General features: G+C 72.9%; 14 protein-coding genes and 2 tRNA genes. 5 read left to right on the top strand and 11 right to left on the bottom strand.

Translation table 11 applies throughout. From position 1 onward, the window contains the following. Window positions 1-51: 51 nt before the first annotated feature. Window positions 52-1,359: a hypothetical protein gene (locus tag ACLQ2V_RS16570; RefSeq protein ID WP_425719369.1), complete on the top strand. Its 1,308-nt coding sequence runs from the start codon at window positions 52-54 to the stop codon at window positions 1,357-1,359. An 83-nt stretch (window positions 1,360-1,442) separates the two neighbouring features. On the opposite strand, the gene ACLQ2V_RS16565 is transcribed toward ACLQ2V_RS16570, so the two are convergent. The 7 genes from ACLQ2V_RS16565 to ACLQ2V_RS16535 form a co-directional block, all read right to left on the bottom strand. Continuing rightward, on the bottom strand, window positions 1,443-2,087 hold the full coding sequence (locus tag ACLQ2V_RS16565) for a DNA-binding response regulator (RefSeq protein WP_425719368.1): 645 nt from the start codon (window positions 2,085-2,087) through the stop codon (window positions 1,443-1,445). Window positions 2,088-2,101: 14 nt separating this feature from the next. Next, entirely contained in the window at window positions 2,102-3,427 is a 1,326-nt protein-coding gene (locus tag ACLQ2V_RS16560; protein WP_425719367.1) for a sensor histidine kinase, read from the bottom strand. 17 nt (window positions 3,428-3,444) lie between these two features. Beyond that, window positions 3,445-4,215, bottom strand: a complete 771-nt coding sequence (locus ACLQ2V_RS16555) for an ABC transporter permease subunit (protein ID WP_425719366.1) — start codon at window positions 4,213-4,215, stop codon at window positions 3,445-3,447. Continuing rightward, the gene (locus ACLQ2V_RS16550) at window positions 4,212-4,937 is read right to left on the bottom strand and encodes an ABC transporter ATP-binding protein (protein ID WP_425719365.1); all 726 of its coding nucleotides are present in this window, start codon (window positions 4,935-4,937) and stop codon (window positions 4,212-4,214) included. Before ACLQ2V_RS16550 ends, ACLQ2V_RS16555 begins: the two co-directional genes overlap by 4 nt. Window positions 4,938-5,148: 211 nt before the next feature. Further along, a tRNA-Arg gene (locus tag ACLQ2V_RS16545) sits at window positions 5,149-5,221 on the bottom strand. 36 nt (window positions 5,222-5,257) lie between these two features. Next, window positions 5,258-5,348: transfer RNA gene (locus ACLQ2V_RS16540), tRNA-Ser, on the bottom strand. Window positions 5,349-5,918: 570 nt separating this feature from the next. Further along, complete coding sequence (locus ACLQ2V_RS16535) at window positions 5,919-6,176, bottom strand: hypothetical protein (RefSeq protein WP_425719364.1); 258 nt, start codon at window positions 6,174-6,176, stop codon at window positions 5,919-5,921. 58 nt (window positions 6,177-6,234) lie between these two features. Between ACLQ2V_RS16535 and ACLQ2V_RS16530 the strand changes: the two genes are divergently transcribed. Next, window positions 6,235-7,104: a hypothetical protein gene (locus tag ACLQ2V_RS16530; protein ID WP_425719363.1), complete on the top strand. Its 870-nt coding sequence runs from the start codon at window positions 6,235-6,237 to the stop codon at window positions 7,102-7,104. A gap of 145 nt (window positions 7,105-7,249) precedes the next feature. Here the strand turns inward: ACLQ2V_RS16530 and ACLQ2V_RS16525 are convergent, their stop codons facing one another. After that, complete coding sequence (locus tag ACLQ2V_RS16525; protein WP_425719362.1) at window positions 7,250-8,020, bottom strand: CPBP family intramembrane glutamic endopeptidase; 771 nt, start codon at window positions 8,018-8,020, stop codon at window positions 7,250-7,252. Window positions 8,021-8,186: 166 nt separating this feature from the next. Between ACLQ2V_RS16525 and ACLQ2V_RS16520 the strand changes: the two genes are divergently transcribed. Then, window positions 8,187-9,305: a globin domain-containing protein gene (locus tag ACLQ2V_RS16520; protein WP_425719361.1), complete on the top strand. Its 1,119-nt coding sequence runs from the start codon at window positions 8,187-8,189 to the stop codon at window positions 9,303-9,305. 140 nt (window positions 9,306-9,445) lie between these two features. On the opposite strand, the gene ACLQ2V_RS16515 is transcribed toward ACLQ2V_RS16520, so the two are convergent. Beyond that, complete coding sequence (locus tag ACLQ2V_RS16515) at window positions 9,446-10,975, bottom strand: peptide deformylase (protein WP_425719360.1); 1,530 nt, start codon at window positions 10,973-10,975, stop codon at window positions 9,446-9,448. A 322-nt stretch (window positions 10,976-11,297) separates the two neighbouring features. On the opposite strand from ACLQ2V_RS16515, the gene ACLQ2V_RS16510 reads away from it, so the two are divergent. Continuing rightward, on the top strand, window positions 11,298-12,080 hold the full coding sequence (locus ACLQ2V_RS16510; protein WP_425719473.1) for an IucA/IucC family C-terminal-domain containing protein: 783 nt from the start codon (window positions 11,298-11,300) through the stop codon (window positions 12,078-12,080). A gap of 100 nt (window positions 12,081-12,180) precedes the next feature. Here the strand turns inward: ACLQ2V_RS16510 and ACLQ2V_RS16505 are convergent, their stop codons facing one another. After that, window positions 12,181-14,067 (bottom strand): hypothetical protein, encoded by a 1,887-nt coding sequence (locus tag ACLQ2V_RS16505; protein WP_425719359.1) that lies wholly within the window; start codon window positions 14,065-14,067, stop codon window positions 12,181-12,183. 210 nt (window positions 14,068-14,277) lie between these two features. Between ACLQ2V_RS16505 and ACLQ2V_RS16500 the strand changes: the two genes are divergently transcribed. After that, window positions 14,278-14,988 carry a class I SAM-dependent methyltransferase gene (locus ACLQ2V_RS16500; RefSeq protein ID WP_425719358.1) on the top strand — a complete coding sequence of 237 codons (711 nt, stop codon included), beginning with the start codon at window positions 14,278-14,280 and terminating at the stop codon, window positions 14,986-14,988. A 113-nt stretch (window positions 14,989-15,101) separates the two neighbouring features. On the opposite strand, the gene ACLQ2V_RS16495 is transcribed toward ACLQ2V_RS16500, so the two are convergent. Next, window positions 15,102-15,635: a YbhB/YbcL family Raf kinase inhibitor-like protein gene (locus ACLQ2V_RS16495; RefSeq protein ID WP_425719357.1), complete on the bottom strand. Its 534-nt coding sequence runs from the start codon at window positions 15,633-15,635 to the stop codon at window positions 15,102-15,104. Window positions 15,636-15,764: the final 129 nt, after the last annotated feature.

The raw sequence follows: 15,764 nt of genomic DNA, 5'->3' as shown, positions 1-15,764 counted from the left end.
GCCGATAGAGGGCAGCCGCAGGCGCAGCCCCGCTTTCCTCAGGAGTAGCTCATGGTACGAAAATTGCGCACAGCCCTGTTCGCTTCATTGATCGTCGGCTGTGTGACTGTCGCGTCCGCGGCACCTTCATCCGCCTCCCGTGACGTGGCACCGCAGGCCCGGCCGCGAGCTGACGAGTCGGCTCGGCTGACACTGCCGGCGCCGACCGGGCGGCACCCGGTGGGCACGGTCGACCTACACCTGATCGACCGCTCCCGTATCGACCCGTGGACGGCCACCCAGGCCCACCGCGAGCTGATGATCAGCCTCTGGTACCCGGCCAGGGAGGTGGGCCGCTTCCCGCGGGCGCCCCACATGACGCCCGGCGCGGCGGCCCACTTCGGCAGCGCCGCCGGCGTCGGTGCCAGCCTGTACGGCATACCGGCGGGCTCGGTGGACTTCGCCGCGACCCGCACCAGCGGCCACCGGGGCGCGCCGGTGGCGCGGCACGAGCGGCCACTTCCGGTGGTGTTGTACTCACCCGGTGCCGGCGATCCGCGAACCTGGGGCACCGCTCTGGTACAGGACCTGGCCAGCCGCGGGTACGTGGTGGTGACCATCGACCACCCCTACGACGCGTCCGAGGTGGAGTTCCCGGACGGCCGGGTCGTCGGCACCCTGTTACCGCAGCTCTTCGAGCAGGCGCAGCAGCCCGACGACTTCCAGAGACTGGGGGCGAGGGTGTTCGACACCCGGGTCGCGGATACCCGCTTCGTGCTCGACCAGCTGGCGGCTCTCGACCGGGGCACGAATCCGGACGCGGAGGGCAGGCCGCTTCCCAGAGGCGTCGTCGGCGCCCTGGATCTCCACCGGACGGGCATGTTCGGCGTCTCCGCGGGAGGGCTGACCGCCTTCCAAGCGATGAGCGAAGACTCCCGCATCAGGGCCGCGATCGACATGGGCGGCAGCATCGAGTCGCCGATCATGCCGGATCCCATCCAGCTGTGGCCGGTGGCGCGGCGCGGCCTGGACCGGCCGTTCATGTTCGTGGGCGACCCCGGCACCGACCACCACCAGACGCCATCCTGGCGGATGTTGTGGGACGACAGCAGCGGCTGGCACGTCGACCTGCGGCTCGACGACGCGAAGAGCGAGGACTCCTACAAGGACACCGTGCCGTTGCTTCCGCAGATCGCCCGGCAGCTCGGCCTTCCCGACAGCTTCGTCACCGAGGCCATCGGCAGCATCGAGCCGACCCGAGCCGTCCGCACCGAGCGGACCCTGGTCGCCGCCTTCTTCGACAGGTGGCTACGCGGCCGGGACGGTCATGTGCTGGACGGTCCGTCGCCACGACTGCGCGACGTCACCTTCGTCCCCTGACGCGAGACCCTTCTCGCCGGCCGGCAGCCACTTCGGCTGTCGGCCGGCGAGTACGCGTGAGGTGGGTTGCGGGCCACGTGCCGTCAGCCACCGAGGTGGCGGAGGACGGCCAGGACCCGGCGGTTGTCTCCGTCCGAGGTAGGCAGCCCGAGCTTCGCGAAGATGTTCGCCACGTGCTTCTCCACGACCCCGACGGTGATGACGAGGGCCGCCGCGATCCCGGCGTTCGACCGGCCCTCGGCCATCAACGAGAGCACCTCGTGCTCCCGGGGGGTCAACGACGTCAGCCCGACCGTGTCCCGCCCGGCCCGCATCAGGTGGCCGACCACCTCCGGATCCAGCGCGGTGCCGCCGGACGCCACCCGGGTCAGCGCTTCCACGAAATCGGCGACGTCGGCGACGCGGTCCTTGAGCAGGTAACCGACGCCGGTGGGCCGATCGGCGAGCAGGCGGGTCGCGTACCGGGTCTCCACGTACTGGGAGAAGAGCAGCACACCGACTTCGGGATGGTCGCGTCGGATGTCGATCGCGGCCCGCAGCCCCTCGTCGGTGTGTGTCGGCGGCATCCGGATGTCGACCACGGCCACATCCGGCACGACGGCGGCGACCGCGGACCGTAACGCGTCCGCGTCGGCGACCGCAGCGCAGACGTCGAAACCGCGGTCGGTGAGCAGTCGGACCAACCCCTCGCGCATCATCGCGGCATCCTCCGCGATCACCACCCGCATGCCGTCGCCTCCGTTCACACCTGTGTGGGCAGCTCGATCTCGACCCGGGTCGGACCACCGGCCGGGCTGTGCACCCGCATCAGGCCGTCCACGACGGCGATGCGGCGGGACAGGCCGGTCAGGCCAGGGCCGTCCGGGTTCGCCCCGCCGGCGCCGTCGTCGGTGACGGTCAGCGTCAGGCGCCGGCCGGCTCCGACGACGCCGAGCCCGACACGGGTCGCGCGGCTGTGCTTGGCCGCGTTGGCGAGCAGTTCGGCGGCGCAGAAGTAGGCGATGGTCTCGATCGCGGGCGCCGGACGGTCGGGAAGCTCGACGGTCACGGCGACCGGGACGGCGCTGCTCGTGGCGAGCGTCGCGAGCGCGTCGCCGAGACCGTTGTCGAGCACCGGCGGGTGGATCCCGCGCACCAGGTCACGCAGGTCGGCGAGCGCGTCCTTCGCACCGCAGTGGGCGAGCGCGACGAGCTCGCGGGCCTGCGCGAGGTCGGACGGTGGGCCGTCGGTGCCGAGCTTCTCGGTCGCCATGCCGAGGTTCATGGCCAGCGTGGCCAGCCGGATCTGCGCGCCGTCGTGCAGGTCCCGTTCCAGCCGGCGCATCATCGTGGCCGCGTCGTCGATCGCGCGGGCCCGGCTGACCTGTAGTTCGCGTACCCGCTCGGCGAGCCGGCGCGGGCCGAGCAGCCTCCGCATCGCGGCCACGTCCAGTGTCGTGCCGGCCCGCATCAACCACGGCGCCACCAGCAGCATGGCGAGACCGGCCGCGGCGATGAGGAACGTGCCGGCGAACGTCCGCGCGCCGATGGGGCCGAACGGGGTCAGGCCCCACACCGGCCCGAGGCGCGTGCCGGGTGGGTGGTTGCGGAACAGCGGCCACCACAGCGGGTAGCTGAGGTTGACCGGACCGAACACGTAGCAGAACACGCCGTAACCCTGAGGGACGGCCAGTGGCACCTTCAGCAGGCCGTACCCGACGGCCCGCCAGCCCGGCCCATCGGCGACCAGCGCGCCGAGCCGCCGCGAGGGCCGGGGTGGCGGGGCGTCCACGTACACGCCGAGCAGCCGGTACGCCAGCCGGCGGTGCACTGCTCCCATCGCCCGTCCGATGGGTGCGGCCAGTACGACCAGGAGTGCGACGGTGAGCGGAAACAGCACCAGGAACACCGGCGCGACGGCCGGTGCCGGCTCCCGGGACATGGCACCGGTCAGCCGGAGGTAGAGGACGCCCAGGCCCGGAACGACTGCCGGTACGGCCAAAACGGCGACCGCGCTGCCCACGCCGGCCACGCAGAACACGGCCCGCCTCAGGGCCAGCGTGGTGAACGGAGCACGCAGCGCGATCATCAACCCATTGTGGTCGGTCACGCGTCACGGTGGCGGAGCAGAGCGGCGCCGCAGAGGATCGCCACCGCCGCGTACCCGCACATCACCAACGCGCTGATCCAGCCGGAGAACAGTCCCGTCATGGGCGAGGTGACCGCGATCGAGTTGATCAGCATCAGCAGCGGTACGAATCGGCCGACCGCGATGCCGCTCTCGCCGAAGAGGCCGACCACGATCATCGGGACGAAGATCAGTCCGAACAGGGTGCCGATCGCCGCGCCGGAGTGCCGCACGACCGCCCCGACACCGACCCCGATCAGCGCGGTGGTGGCCAGATAGACACCGGTCAGCAGGATCGCGCGCAGGTTCGCCGGGTCACCGAGGGAAGCGGCGGGAATCGCGGTGCCACGGATGGCGAGCTGCCCACCCAGATAGCCGGCGAGGCTCCCGGCCAGGCCGACGGCGAGAGCCGCGCCGGCGCACACCGCGGCCTTCGCGGCCAGGACGGTCCGACGCCGCGGTACGGCGGCGAACGTCGAGCGGATCATCCCGGTGCCGTATTCGCCGGTCACCACCAGCGCGCCCAGGGCCCCGAGGAGGAGTTGGGCCAGGATGGCCCCGCTGAGGCTGTTGTTCAGGATCTGGGCGGCGGTGGCGACCGGGGTGTGCGACCGGTAGCCCACTCCCACCCCGACCCCGGTCGCCCCCATCGCGACCACCGTCACGGCCGCCAGCCACCACGTCGACCGGACGCTGCGCAGCTTGATCCACTCCATCCGGGCCACCTGCCGGAATCCGTAGCCGTTCATGACACTTCCGTTCCGCGGTAGTCGGTGGCCTGTGAGGTGACCCGGAAGAACGCGTCCTCCAGGTTGTCGTGGCCGGCCGCGAGCTCGGCGACGGTGGTCTCGGCCAGCAGCCGACCCCGGCCGACGACCACGAGCCGGTCCGCGGTCAGCGCCATCTCGGTGATCAGGTGGCTGGACACGAACACCGTCCGGCCTTCCGCGGCGAGCCCCCGCAGCAGGTCCCGGATCCAGCGGATGCCCTCCGGGTCCAGCCCGTTGACCGGCTCGTCGAGCAGGAGGACACCCGGGTCGCCGAGCAGCGCCACCGCGACGCCGAGCCGCTGGCGCATGCCCAGCGAGTACGTACCGGCGCGCCGCTCCGCCGCCTCGGACAGACCGACGACCCGCAGCACCTGCGCGACCCGGGAACGGGGTATGTCGTTGCTCGCGGCCAGCGCGGTCAGGTGCGCGTGGCCGCTGCGGCCGGGATGGAACGCCCCGGCGTCGAGGAGCGCACCGACCGACTTCAACGGCCAGTTCAGGTCCGCGTACCGGACGCCGCCGATCAGTGCCTCGCCGTGGTCCGGAGCATCCAGACCAAGGATCATCCGCATCGTCGTCGACTTGCCGGAACCGTTCGGGCCCAGGAAGCCGGTCACCACCCCCGGCTGGACCCGGACGCTGAGCCCGTCCACGGCGACCCGGCCCCCGTAGCGTTTGGTCAAACTACGTAGTTCAATCACGGCATCGACGCTAGGTAACGCCGTTGCCGCTCAGAAGCCGGAAACCACCCGACTCCGCCTGGTGGTTTCCCCCCATCCGACTGACGCGGGGCGGGCAGATGCGGAGGACCGGCTCGGTTTCCTCTTCGACGCGTAGGCGTAGGGGTGAGCCGTGGGGTCAAAAGGATCAAGGCCGGTCTCCCCTGACAGGAAACCGGCCCTTGATCTGCTGTGCGCCCGAAGGGATTCGAACCCCTAACCTTCTGATCCGTAGTCAGATGCTCTATCCGTTGAGCTACGGGCGCTTGCTGCTCAGCCAGTCTACACACCCGGCTTTCGCGCGGAGACTCCGGGATTCGAACCCGGGAGGGGCTTTAAGACCCCAACCGCATTAGCAGTGCGGCGCCATAGACCAGACTAGGCGAAGTCTCCCTGGTGACCCGTAGACCACCGCGCCCGACAATACAGGCCCGTACCCGTCCGGGGCAAAGCGACTACCCGGGCGGCCCGTCGCCGCCCGGACCCTCGTCGGGGGCGGGGGTGACGACACGTCACAGCCGGGCGGTTTCCCCCCTGTGCGGCGCCGGAATCAGGGCTACGCTCCATCGACATGGAGGAGCAGCCGCCGAGCGACCCGCCCCGTCCCGCCCCTGGTGAGAGCACGCGTCGACGCCGTTCCCCGCGCGCGGCCTTCACGCCACCGACGCCGGTCGACCCCGCCCCGGCTTCGGCCGAGGACACGACCCCGGCCGCCCCGAAGCCCCGGGCGCGCCGGGCCAAGGCCGCTCCCACGGTGCTCTTCCAGCCACCGGACCCCGAACGGCCGGCACCCCCGCTGCCGGCACCGAGGCCCGCGCCGGATCGGTCGGTCCCGGCCTTCGCCGCCCCGGCCGAGCCGAGTCAGCCGGCCGAGCCGAGTCAGCCGGCCGAACCGAGTCAGCCGGCCGAACCGAGTCAGCCGGCCGAACCGGGTCAGCCGGATCAGCCGGCCACAGCCACGGGTCACGAGGGTGACCAGTCACACAGCGCCACCGACGAGGCCCCCCGACCGCCCCGCAAGACCACCGTCCGGAAGACGACCCGGCCGCCGGCGGCAGCGCGGACCACCCCGGCGGAGGAGACCCCGAAGGCGACGCCGACCAGGAGAGCCGCTGCGGCGAAGAAGAGCCCCGCCGATGCCCCTGCGGCGAAGAAGGCGACCCCCACCCGGAGGAAGACCGCCGCCCCGGCCCCGCCGACTACACCGGAGACGACCACCACCCCGACCCCATCGACTTCCCCGGCCCCGCCAGCTTCCCCGGAGACAATCGCCGCCCCCGTGCAGCCGGCCGTCGGCCCGCAGGCCGACACCGGGCCGGGTACGCCGGAGTCGGCGCTCTCCACCCGTACCCCCGCAGGTGATCTGCGTGCCACGGCCCGGCGGGTGCTCGACCACCCGGGCTTCGCGCCCGAGCTGCTGGCCCTAGCGGCGGTGCGGGAGCTCGGCCCGCGCGCCCACGAGTGGGCCGAGTGGCACCGGGCCGCCTACCCCGGCGCGACGCCGGACGGGCTGGCCCGGTTGGCGACCCGGCGGTTCGTCCGGCTGGCCGGGGCGGGCGGGGCGACCGCCGCGCTCGCCGGCCTCTTCGCGCCGGTCGCGGAGCTGGCGGCGGTGCTCTGGGCGCAGGCCGGGCTGGTGCTGCACCTGGCGGCGGCGTACGACCGGGACCCGGCCGACCCGGAGCGGGCGGTGGAGCTGCTGGTGCTGACCCGGGTGCACCCGGACGCGGAGTCGGCGCGGGTGGCGCTGGACGCGGCGCGGGCGGCGACCGGCCCGACCAAGCCGGCCGGCCCGGCCGACCCGACAGCGCAGACCGACCCGACAGCGCAGACCGACCCGACAGCGCAGGCCGGCCCGACGGAGCAGACCGACCCGACAGCGCAGACCGACCCGACAGCGCAAGCCCACCCGGCCCGGCCGGCCGACCCGACGGGGCAGACCGAGCCGGCGTGGCCCCGGGCGGCGGAGGCGGTCTGGCGGTTGGCCGCCCCGCTGGCCGCGCAGGCCGGCGGCTGGGTGGGGCTGCGGGTGGCCTCCCGGCTGCTGCCGGGCGCGGCGGTGCTGGCCGCCGCCGCGAGCGGCTCCGCCGCCGCCGAACGGCTGGCCGCCCGTGCAATCACCGCCTACCGCCCGCCGCGCGCCCGCTGACCCCGAAACGAGGGCTTGATCCACTCAACATGCGGCATCTTGCGGTCTGGAGGCGAGGGGAAGGGCCAATGTGCCGCACACGACGCCGGCCCAGCCGGCAACCCGGACAAAACGCCGGGCCCAGCCGACAACCCCGCACCCGAGGTCAGAGCCAGTCGAACCATGATCTCGGCAGCAGGGCGTACCCGACGAAGGCGACCACGTCGAGCAGGGTGTGCGCGATGATCAACGGCAGCACCCGCTTGGTGCGCAGGTACCAGAGGCTGAACACGACGCCCATCACGGCGTTGCCGAGGAACGCGCCGAAGCCCTGGTAGAGGTGGTACGACCCGCGTAGCAGGGCGCTGGCCGCGATCACCGCGCCGAGCCGCCAGTGCAGCTGGCGCAGCCGGGTGACCAGGTAGCCGACCACGATCACCTCCTCCAGCACCGCGTTCTGCACGGCGGCGAGGATCAGCACCGGGACCGCCCACCAGAGCTCCGGCAGGCCGGCCGGGACCAGGGTGGCGTTGAGGCCGAGCTGCGCGGCGACCCAGAACAGCGCGAGGCCGGGCAGGCCGATGAGCGCGGCGAGGCCCGCGCCCCGGGCCAGGTCGGAGCCGGGCCGGCGCAGGTCCAACCCGAGGGTACGGGCGGGGTCGCCGGGGTCGCGCGCCAGCAGGTGCAGGGCCAGCAGCACGGGTAGCAGCGCGAAGACGATGCCGAGCAGTTGGTACGTCAGGTCGAGCCAGGGGCGGGCCGACTGGGAGGTGTTCAGCGCGGCGGTCTGCCGGGACAGCGGCCCGTCGGCGGTCAGCTTCGCGATGATCGACACGAGCGCGTAGACCGCCGAGCGGCCGAGCGAGAGCCCGAGCACCAGCAGCGTCTCGATGCCGAGGACCCGGCGGGACAGCGGGCGGGCGGGCTCAACGGTCACCGCACCACTCTGCCCGATCCGCCCCCGGACGCCCGCACCGAGTGGAGAGGTGTCGGAAGGGTCGCGGAAAGAACGGTATGAGCCGATCGCACATTCTGTGCGACCAGTGTGCACGCTCCGTGGACATTCTATGGGGGCCCGATCCGCCGTCAGGAGGAGAAGCGCCTTGCAGAACGTCGCGCGGCTGTTGAAGGAGAGCTGGACCCTGGTCGAGGAGGACCGGATTCGGTTGAGCGGCCACTTCTACGCCCGACTCTTCCTCCTCGATCCCGCGTTGCGCCGGCTCTTCCCGGCGGAGATGACCGGCCAGGGCGACCGCATCCTGGACGCGATCGTCACGGCGACGCAGGTGGTCGACGACCCGGAGAGCTTCGACGAGTACCTGCGCTCCCTCGGCCGGGACCACCGCAAGTACCACGTCGAGTCGGCGCACTACGAGACCATGGGCGTCGCCCTGCTGGACGCGCTGCGCAGCACCGCCGGGGACGGCTGGAACCTGGAGTACGACCAGGCGTGGCGGGACGCGTACGCGGCGATCTCGGCGACGATGCTGGCCGGGGCGGCGGCGGACGCCAACCCGCCGTTCTGGCACGCCGAGGTGCTGACCCACGAGCGGCGCGGCCCGGAGACCGCGGTGCTGACCGCCCGCGCCCTGCAGCATCCGTTGCCCTGGCGGGCCGGCCAGTACGTCAGCATCGAGGTGCCCCGGCACCTGCCCCGGGTCTGGCGGACGTACTCGGTGGCGAACGCCCCGAACGACGACAACGTGCTGGAGTTCCACGTCCGCACGCCGCCGGGGGCGGGTTGGGTCTCCGGGGCGCTGGTGCGCCGCACCAAACCGGGTGACCTGCTCCGGATCGCCGCCCCGATGGGGTCGATGACGCTGGACCGCTCCTCGGAGCGCGACGTGCTCTGCGTCGCCGGCGGGGTGGGGCTGGCCCCGATCAAGGCGCTGGTCGAGGAGCTGACCGGCTGCAACGAGACCCGCTGGGTGCACGTCTTCTACGGCGCCCGGCACGCCGACGACCTGTACGCGCTGGACGGGCTCCGGGAGCTGGTGGCCGCGTACCCGTGGCTCTCGGTGACCCCGGCGTGCAGCGAGGACCCGGACTTCGACGGGGAGCGGGGCGACATCTCGGAGGTGATCACCCGGTACGGCCCGTGGACCACCCACGACTGCTTCGTCTCGGGCTCGACCCGGATGGTGCGGGCCACCCTGCGGGCGCTCGCCGAGGACGACGTCCCGCCGCCGCACATCCGCTACGACACCTTCGGTGCGCTGTAGCCGCCGCACCCCACGAGCTTTCCTCCCCCCGAAAGAGGACCGGGTCGCGTGCCCCCGCCCCCTGGGGCGCGCGACCCGGTCCTCGCCCTTCGGCGTCGCGACCCGGCCCTCGCCCTTCGGCTCAGTACCGCCCCTTCGGCTCAGTATCGCCAGGGGTTGCCGGTCTCGCGGTATTCCTCCACCGGCACCAGCGGCACCCCGGGCGTCATCCGGTCGACGTAGAGCCGGCCCTCCAGGTGGTCGATCTCGTGCGCCACGAGGCGGGCCATGGCGAACTCGAACGAGGTGATGATCCGGCTGCCGTCCCAGCGGGCGTGCTCGACGTCGATGCGCAGGGGGCGGGGCACCAGGCCCCGGTGGTCGAAGAAGGAGAGGCAGCCCTCGTACTGCTCGTCGGTGTCGGCGGACGAGTCGACCACCCGGGGGTTGAGCAGGATCACGGGGTCGGCCGTCCGGTCGGGCGGGCGCACCACGGCGGCGGCCCAGGCCACGCCGAGTTGGGGGGCGGCGATGCCGACGCCCTTGCTGAAGGGGTGCAGCTCGTCGAGGTGGAGCAGGGCCGCGCAGAGCTGGTCGACCACCTCGCGGGCGGTGGCCTCGTCGGCGGGCAGGTCGAACTGCCGGCTGGGTCGGCGCAGCAGGTCCTCGCCGCGCTGGACGATGCCGAGCCCGCGCATCCGCTCGCTGGCCCGCAGCCGGACGCCGCCGGCGGGGCCACCTGGGTCGGTCTCCGGCGGCCGGTTGCGAAAGCGCCACTGCAAGCGGTATCGGGCGTTGAGCGGCGGGTCGTCGGTGGACCAGTCGAAGATCGCCCGGCCGTCCTGCTCCTGCCGGGTGATCGGGCGGCGCAGCGGCCCCTCCTCCGCCGAGAGGGAGGTCTCCACCCCCCAGACCTGGGGGTCCAGCTCCGTGGGCAGGTCGAGCCGGACCGCCAGGCGGCGGGTGGGCAGGCGTACGGCCCGCTGGAACCAGGGGCCCCACTTCTCCCGGCCGACCTGGTACGCGTATTCGATGGTGACCCGGTCGCCGGGGTAGAGCGGGAACCGGCCCTCGTCGTTCTCGAAGAGCAGCCAGATCTCCTTGAACGCGTCCCGGTCGTGCTTGGCCCGCCAGTGCATCGGCTCGGGTTCGCCGCCGTCGTACCGGTATGCCTGGAGTTGCAGCTCGGCGAAGGTCAGCGGGTGTTCCCGGTGGTGCAGGTTGGACCGGCCGGGGTCGTTGGGGTAGCGGTCCACGGCGACGCGGACGAGGTAGCGGGCGACCGGCTCGGTGCCGGCGTTGTAGAGCTCCCGGCGGATGACGCACCGGTAGCCGGCGTCGGTGTGGGTGAGGGTCGCCTCCTCGCGCTCCACGATGAGCCCGGTGCCCGGCGGCATCCACTGGCCGGCGGCGGGGTGTTCCCGGTGGGCGGCGGTAGGGCGGCCGTGGCGCAGTTCGTCGTATTCCCGGAAGCGCTGCCAGATCGCGCCGCTGGCCTCCAGGACGGCCTCGGCCCGGCGGGCGAAGTCCTCGGTGGGGCGGTGCCGGCGCCCCTCGACGTGACTGACGTAGGACGGGTCGAAGCCCATCAGCGTCGCCAGTTGCTTCTTGGACAACCCCCGCCCGGTGCGTTGCCGGGCGAGTTCGGCCGCGAACTGGTCGGCGGCCCGCTCGATGGGGGAGGTCGTCATCAGCTTCCTCAGCGCAGGGAAGTATCCATTTTCACGTTCGGTGCGCGAGTACGCACAGAAGTGCCACCTTGCCGACATTCACCTTGACAATCCACCCATGCGGGTCGATGCTTCGCGGCTGACCCGTCCGGCGTTTCCCCGGCCCTGACCGGGGTAGTTCGCCCAGGTGACGAGGTCCCGGCGGGCGGCTCGGCCCGCTGCGGGGCGGGGTGCACGCAGGCCGATCGATCGACGTCTTCCCCTACCTCCGAGCAGAGGTTAGGCTAGCCTTAGTTGCGGGTCGGGCGGGTGCGGGCGAGAGGGGAATCAGGTGACTGCGGTGATGTCGACGCGGGAGACCGCCGCCCCGCTGGCCCCGGTGACCGCCACCCTGCGCACCATGTTCGGCACCGACGACCTGCCCGGCCTCGCGCCGGGGCTGCTGGTGACCGACGACCGCCACCGCTGGACCCCGGCCACCGCCCTGGTCGACGGCACCCTGCTGCCCGACCTGCTGGCCGCCGCCTCCGTGCGCTGGGGCGGCCCGCCGCACGCCTGCGCCGCGCTGGCCTGGAAGGCGTACAGCTACTGGGCGGCCCTGCCGGCCGTGCTCGGCTGGGTGGCGGCCCGCCGGGTGCCGCTGCTCGACCCGGCCGACGTGCTGGTCCACTTCGAGGACCACCGGCCGCTGGTGACCATCGGGCTGCGCCGCTCGACCACGATCGCCGTGCTCCCCGGCGACCCGCTCGCCCACACCGGTCGCCCCGAGGTCCGGGTGGTCGCCGACGAGGCGGCGCTCCTGGCCGAGCTGCGTGCCTCCCTGCTCGACGCCCACTTCGCCCCGCTGATCGCCGCCATCCAGTCGGAGGTCCGCGTCGGCGCCCGTACGCTGCTCGGCTCGGTCGCCTCGGGCATCGCGCAGGGGGTGCTGCTGGCGGCCCGCACGCTGCCCGGCCCCGCCGCCGCGCACGTCGACCCGCTGCTCGACGCCCTCGACATGGCCGACCTGGTGGAGTTGGTGCCCGGCCGGTCCGGCGTGCCCATGGTCCAGCGCCGCACCTGCTGCCTGGCCTTCACGCTGCCCAAGCCGAAGGTCTGCCAGGGCTGCTGCCTCCGCCCCAACTGACCCACGCCCCGTCCGACCCACGCCCCGTCCGACCCACGCCCCGTCCGCCATCGCGCCGCCCGCGCGCCGGTGCCCGCGCCCGCCCGGCCCGCGCGTGGCCTCAGCCCGTCAGCGGGCGGACGTCCCAGATCCAGGCCCCGCCCGTGTACGTCGGTTGGATGCCGGTCAGCGCGGTCATGCCCCGGCGCAGCGCGTCGGCGTGCTCGTGCGCCCCGAGCACCACCACGCCGGCCCGCCAGTACCGCAGGTCCTCCAGCGCCGACCGGCGCACTGGCCCGGTGACCGGCGGGACCTCGCCGGTGCGGCGGATCGTGGCGAAGAAGCTGCTGGTGGGGCGCGGCGGCGCGGTGAAGAGGGCGATCCGCCCCTCGGGCGCGCCGGGGCGGGTGTCCGGCCCGAGGAAGTACCCCCGGGCCAGCGGCAGGTCCAGCCCGGTCACCGCCGACCAGCGCAGCGGGTCGGCGTAGTCGGTGTCGGGCAGCGGCAGGGTCACCACGCTGCGCCCGCCGGCCACGTAGGGCCGCCACGCGCCGGAGGTGACGAAGGCGGGCACGGGGTCGAGCCGGGTCGAGGGCAGCGGGGTGGGGAACGCCGGGAGCAGCGCCATGACCAGCATGGTGGCGGTGGCGAAGCGGATCTGCGGGCGGGCGGCCGGGTGCTCCGCGGCGAGCCGCCGGGACCGCTCCGCGCCGAGCGCGAGCAGCACCCCGACCACGGGGACGGTGGCCAGCGCCCACCGGGTCGGCACCACCGAGTGCAGGATCGGCAGGTCCTCCAGCGCCGCCCAGGGCCCGGGGATGCCGGTGGCCCGCCCCTCGACCTGGATCTCCCGGCCGAGCGAGAGGACGGCGAAGAGCAGGCCGGTCGCGCCCAGGCCGAGCGCCACCGGGCTGCGCCGCAGCCACCACAGCAGCGCGCCCACCAGCACGACCAGCGGCCAGCCGAAGAAGCCGTTCTCCTCGGTGGGGTTCTTCACCAGCTTCGCGTTGGTCTTCGCGTCGCCGGCGATCGACTCCCGCCCGAACTCGGTGAACGCCGCCAGGTCCGTGCGGTAGCCGCGGATCAGTTCCGACAGCCCCTGGTACGCGCCGGGGCCGAAGAACTGCACGTAGATCGGGTACGCCAGCAGGGCCCCGGCGAGGACCGCGGCGACCGCGAGGCCGGCGAGGAACGGCCGGGCCTGGCGGCGCACGTCGGGCCGGCCCAGGGCGAGCGCGCCGACCACCACCCCGAGCCCGATCGCGGTCATCAGCAGGATCTCCAGGTTGATGAACGCCTGCCAGACGATCACCAGCCCGAGCAGCAGCCCGTTGCGCAGCCACCGGCCGCCGTCGGGCAGCCGCAGGGTGCGCCAGACGATCAGCGGCACCACGAACTGGCTGACGATGTTGGGGTGGGCGTTGGCGTGCGAGATCATCGCCGGGGCGAAGGCGCAGACCCCGGCCCCGAGCCAGGCCGGCCCCCGGGCGCCGATCAGCACCCGGGAGAGGACGAAGTACCAGGCCGTCGCCGTGGCGATCAGGCCGCCGGTGAGAAACACCAGGAACGCGATACGGGGGCCGAAGAGCAACGTGACCGGCGTCATTGGCAATGAAATGGACAATACGGATGTATTCGCCATCAGGTTGACGCTCTCCGGCACGTTCATCCGGTCCGAGCCGAACGGATATGCGAAATCGGTCAACACCCGTGCGCCGTGCGCCAGCATCCACTCGAAGAGCGCTTGATCCGACCGGTTGTCCCGAACGCCGTGCGCGGGGTTCACCCAGAGACGCAGCGTCACCCAGAAGGCCAGCAGCGCGAAGCTGAGCACGGCGGCGACGTCGATCCACCGCCCCCGCGACGGCCCCCGCGACCATCCCCGTGACCATGCCCGCAGCCGCGCCGCGCCGCCGGTCGGCCGCCCGTCGGGCCCGCCGGAGGCCGCCGGGTCGGCCCCGCCGCCGCCGGCCGCACCACCGGGGTCGCCCGATTGAGGAGTAGTCATGACAATTCATAGAGTAGTCAGGATAAGGCGCTGGCGTGACATGTTTCGGTGGACTGCGTACTATGTGCCGGGTTCGCCGACCGCCGATCTCGTGCCCACCCCCGACCGCAATTCGGCCATCGCGGTGCCCCGATTTTCCCGCCGCCCGCTTCGGATGGTTCACTCTGTCGGTCCCGGGGCAGGTCGAGTCACACCGTGAGGAATCGACGCATGGCAGATATCACTGGGGATCAGCGCGTGCAGTCCGAGGTGCTCGAAGGCCTCGCGACTGCGGTGAACCACCGCACGTGGTTCGTCGAGTTGGCCATCCCGCACCTCGGTGACAACCCGATCGAGATCGGCAGCGGGCTGGGCGACTACGCCCTGGCGTGGGCGGAGCACTTCCCCCGCTTCACCGCCACCGAGGCCGACCCGGAGCGGCTGGTCTCGCTCAAGGACCGCCTCTCCGAGGTGCCCAACATCGAGGTCCGGCAGATGCTGCTGCCGCACCACGAGCGCGGCGACTACAGCGCCGCCGTGTCGTACAACGTGCTGGAGCACATCGACGACCACGTGGGCGCGCTGCGCAGCATGCGCGACCTGGTCCGGCCCGGCGGCAACATCGTCATCATCGTGCCGGCGTTCCAGTTCGCGATGGGCCCGGCGGACATCGCCACCGGCCACGTCCGGCGGTACACGAAGAAGACGCTGGCCGCCGCGATGACCGAGGCCGGCCTGACCGTGGAGACGATCCACTACGCCAACGCGCTCGGCCTGCTCGGCTACTTCATGGCGACCAAGGTCTTCCGGCTGATGCCGAAGGAGGGCCCGATGGTGAAGGTCTACGACAGCCTGGTGCTCCCCGTGACCAAGGCCGCCGAGCAGAAGGTGCGTCCCCCGTTCGGCCAGTCCGTCTTCGCCGTCGCCCGCGTCCCCTCCTGAGGCTCCCCCGCTCACCGAGGTTGAGGCACCTCGCGCACCGAGGTGCCCAAAGGCCCCCTGGCCACGCTCTTCGCGGCGGCGCAGGGGGCCTCGCTCCTAGCGCACCGGCCGGGTCACTGCGTGACCTGGTAGGTCGGGCGGATGACCGCGCGGGCCAGGGTGTGGAACGCCAGGTTGAACCCGACGTACGCCGGGGTGGCGTCCGGGCCGACGTCGAGGCGCTCCACGTCGACGGCGTGCACCGCGAAGACGTACCGGTGCGGGCGGTCGCCGGGCGGCGGCGCGGCGCCGCCGAACCCGGCCTCGCCGTAGTCGTTGCGGATGCTGAACGCCCCGCCCAGCGCGGCCTCGTCAACGCCCCGGGGCAGCTCGGTCACCGAGGCGGGCAGGCCCACCAGCACCCAGTGCCAGAAGCCGCTGCCGGTCGGGGCGTCCGGGTCGAAGCAGGTCACCACGAAGCTCTTCGTCTCGGCCGGGAAGCCCGACCAGGCGAGCTGCGGCGAGACGTTCCCGCCGCCGACGCTGCCGTGGGCGTGCCGGGCGTCCATCGGCTCGCCGTTGTGCACGTCGTCGCTGGTCAGGGTGAACGACGCCACGGTCGGCAGCAGCTCGTACGGGTCCGGGGCGATCGGTCGTTCCAGGGACATCGGGACGGTCCTTCCGGTAAGCGCTGATTTCCTGCGCACCTTCTTACCCCGCCACGCCGCTCACCCCGCCCCGCCCCGCCAATCGACCCCGCCAACCGACCCAGCCGACCGACCCCCGGCGCGGCGCAT

Origin of the sequence: Micromonospora sp. DT233 (assembly GCF_049841815.1) — a bacterium.
Taxonomy (GTDB): Bacteria; Actinomycetota; Actinomycetes; order Mycobacteriales; family Micromonosporaceae; genus Micromonospora.
Note: the sequence above shows the minus strand (reverse complement) of the source record. Positions and strands in the feature narration are given on the sequence as shown.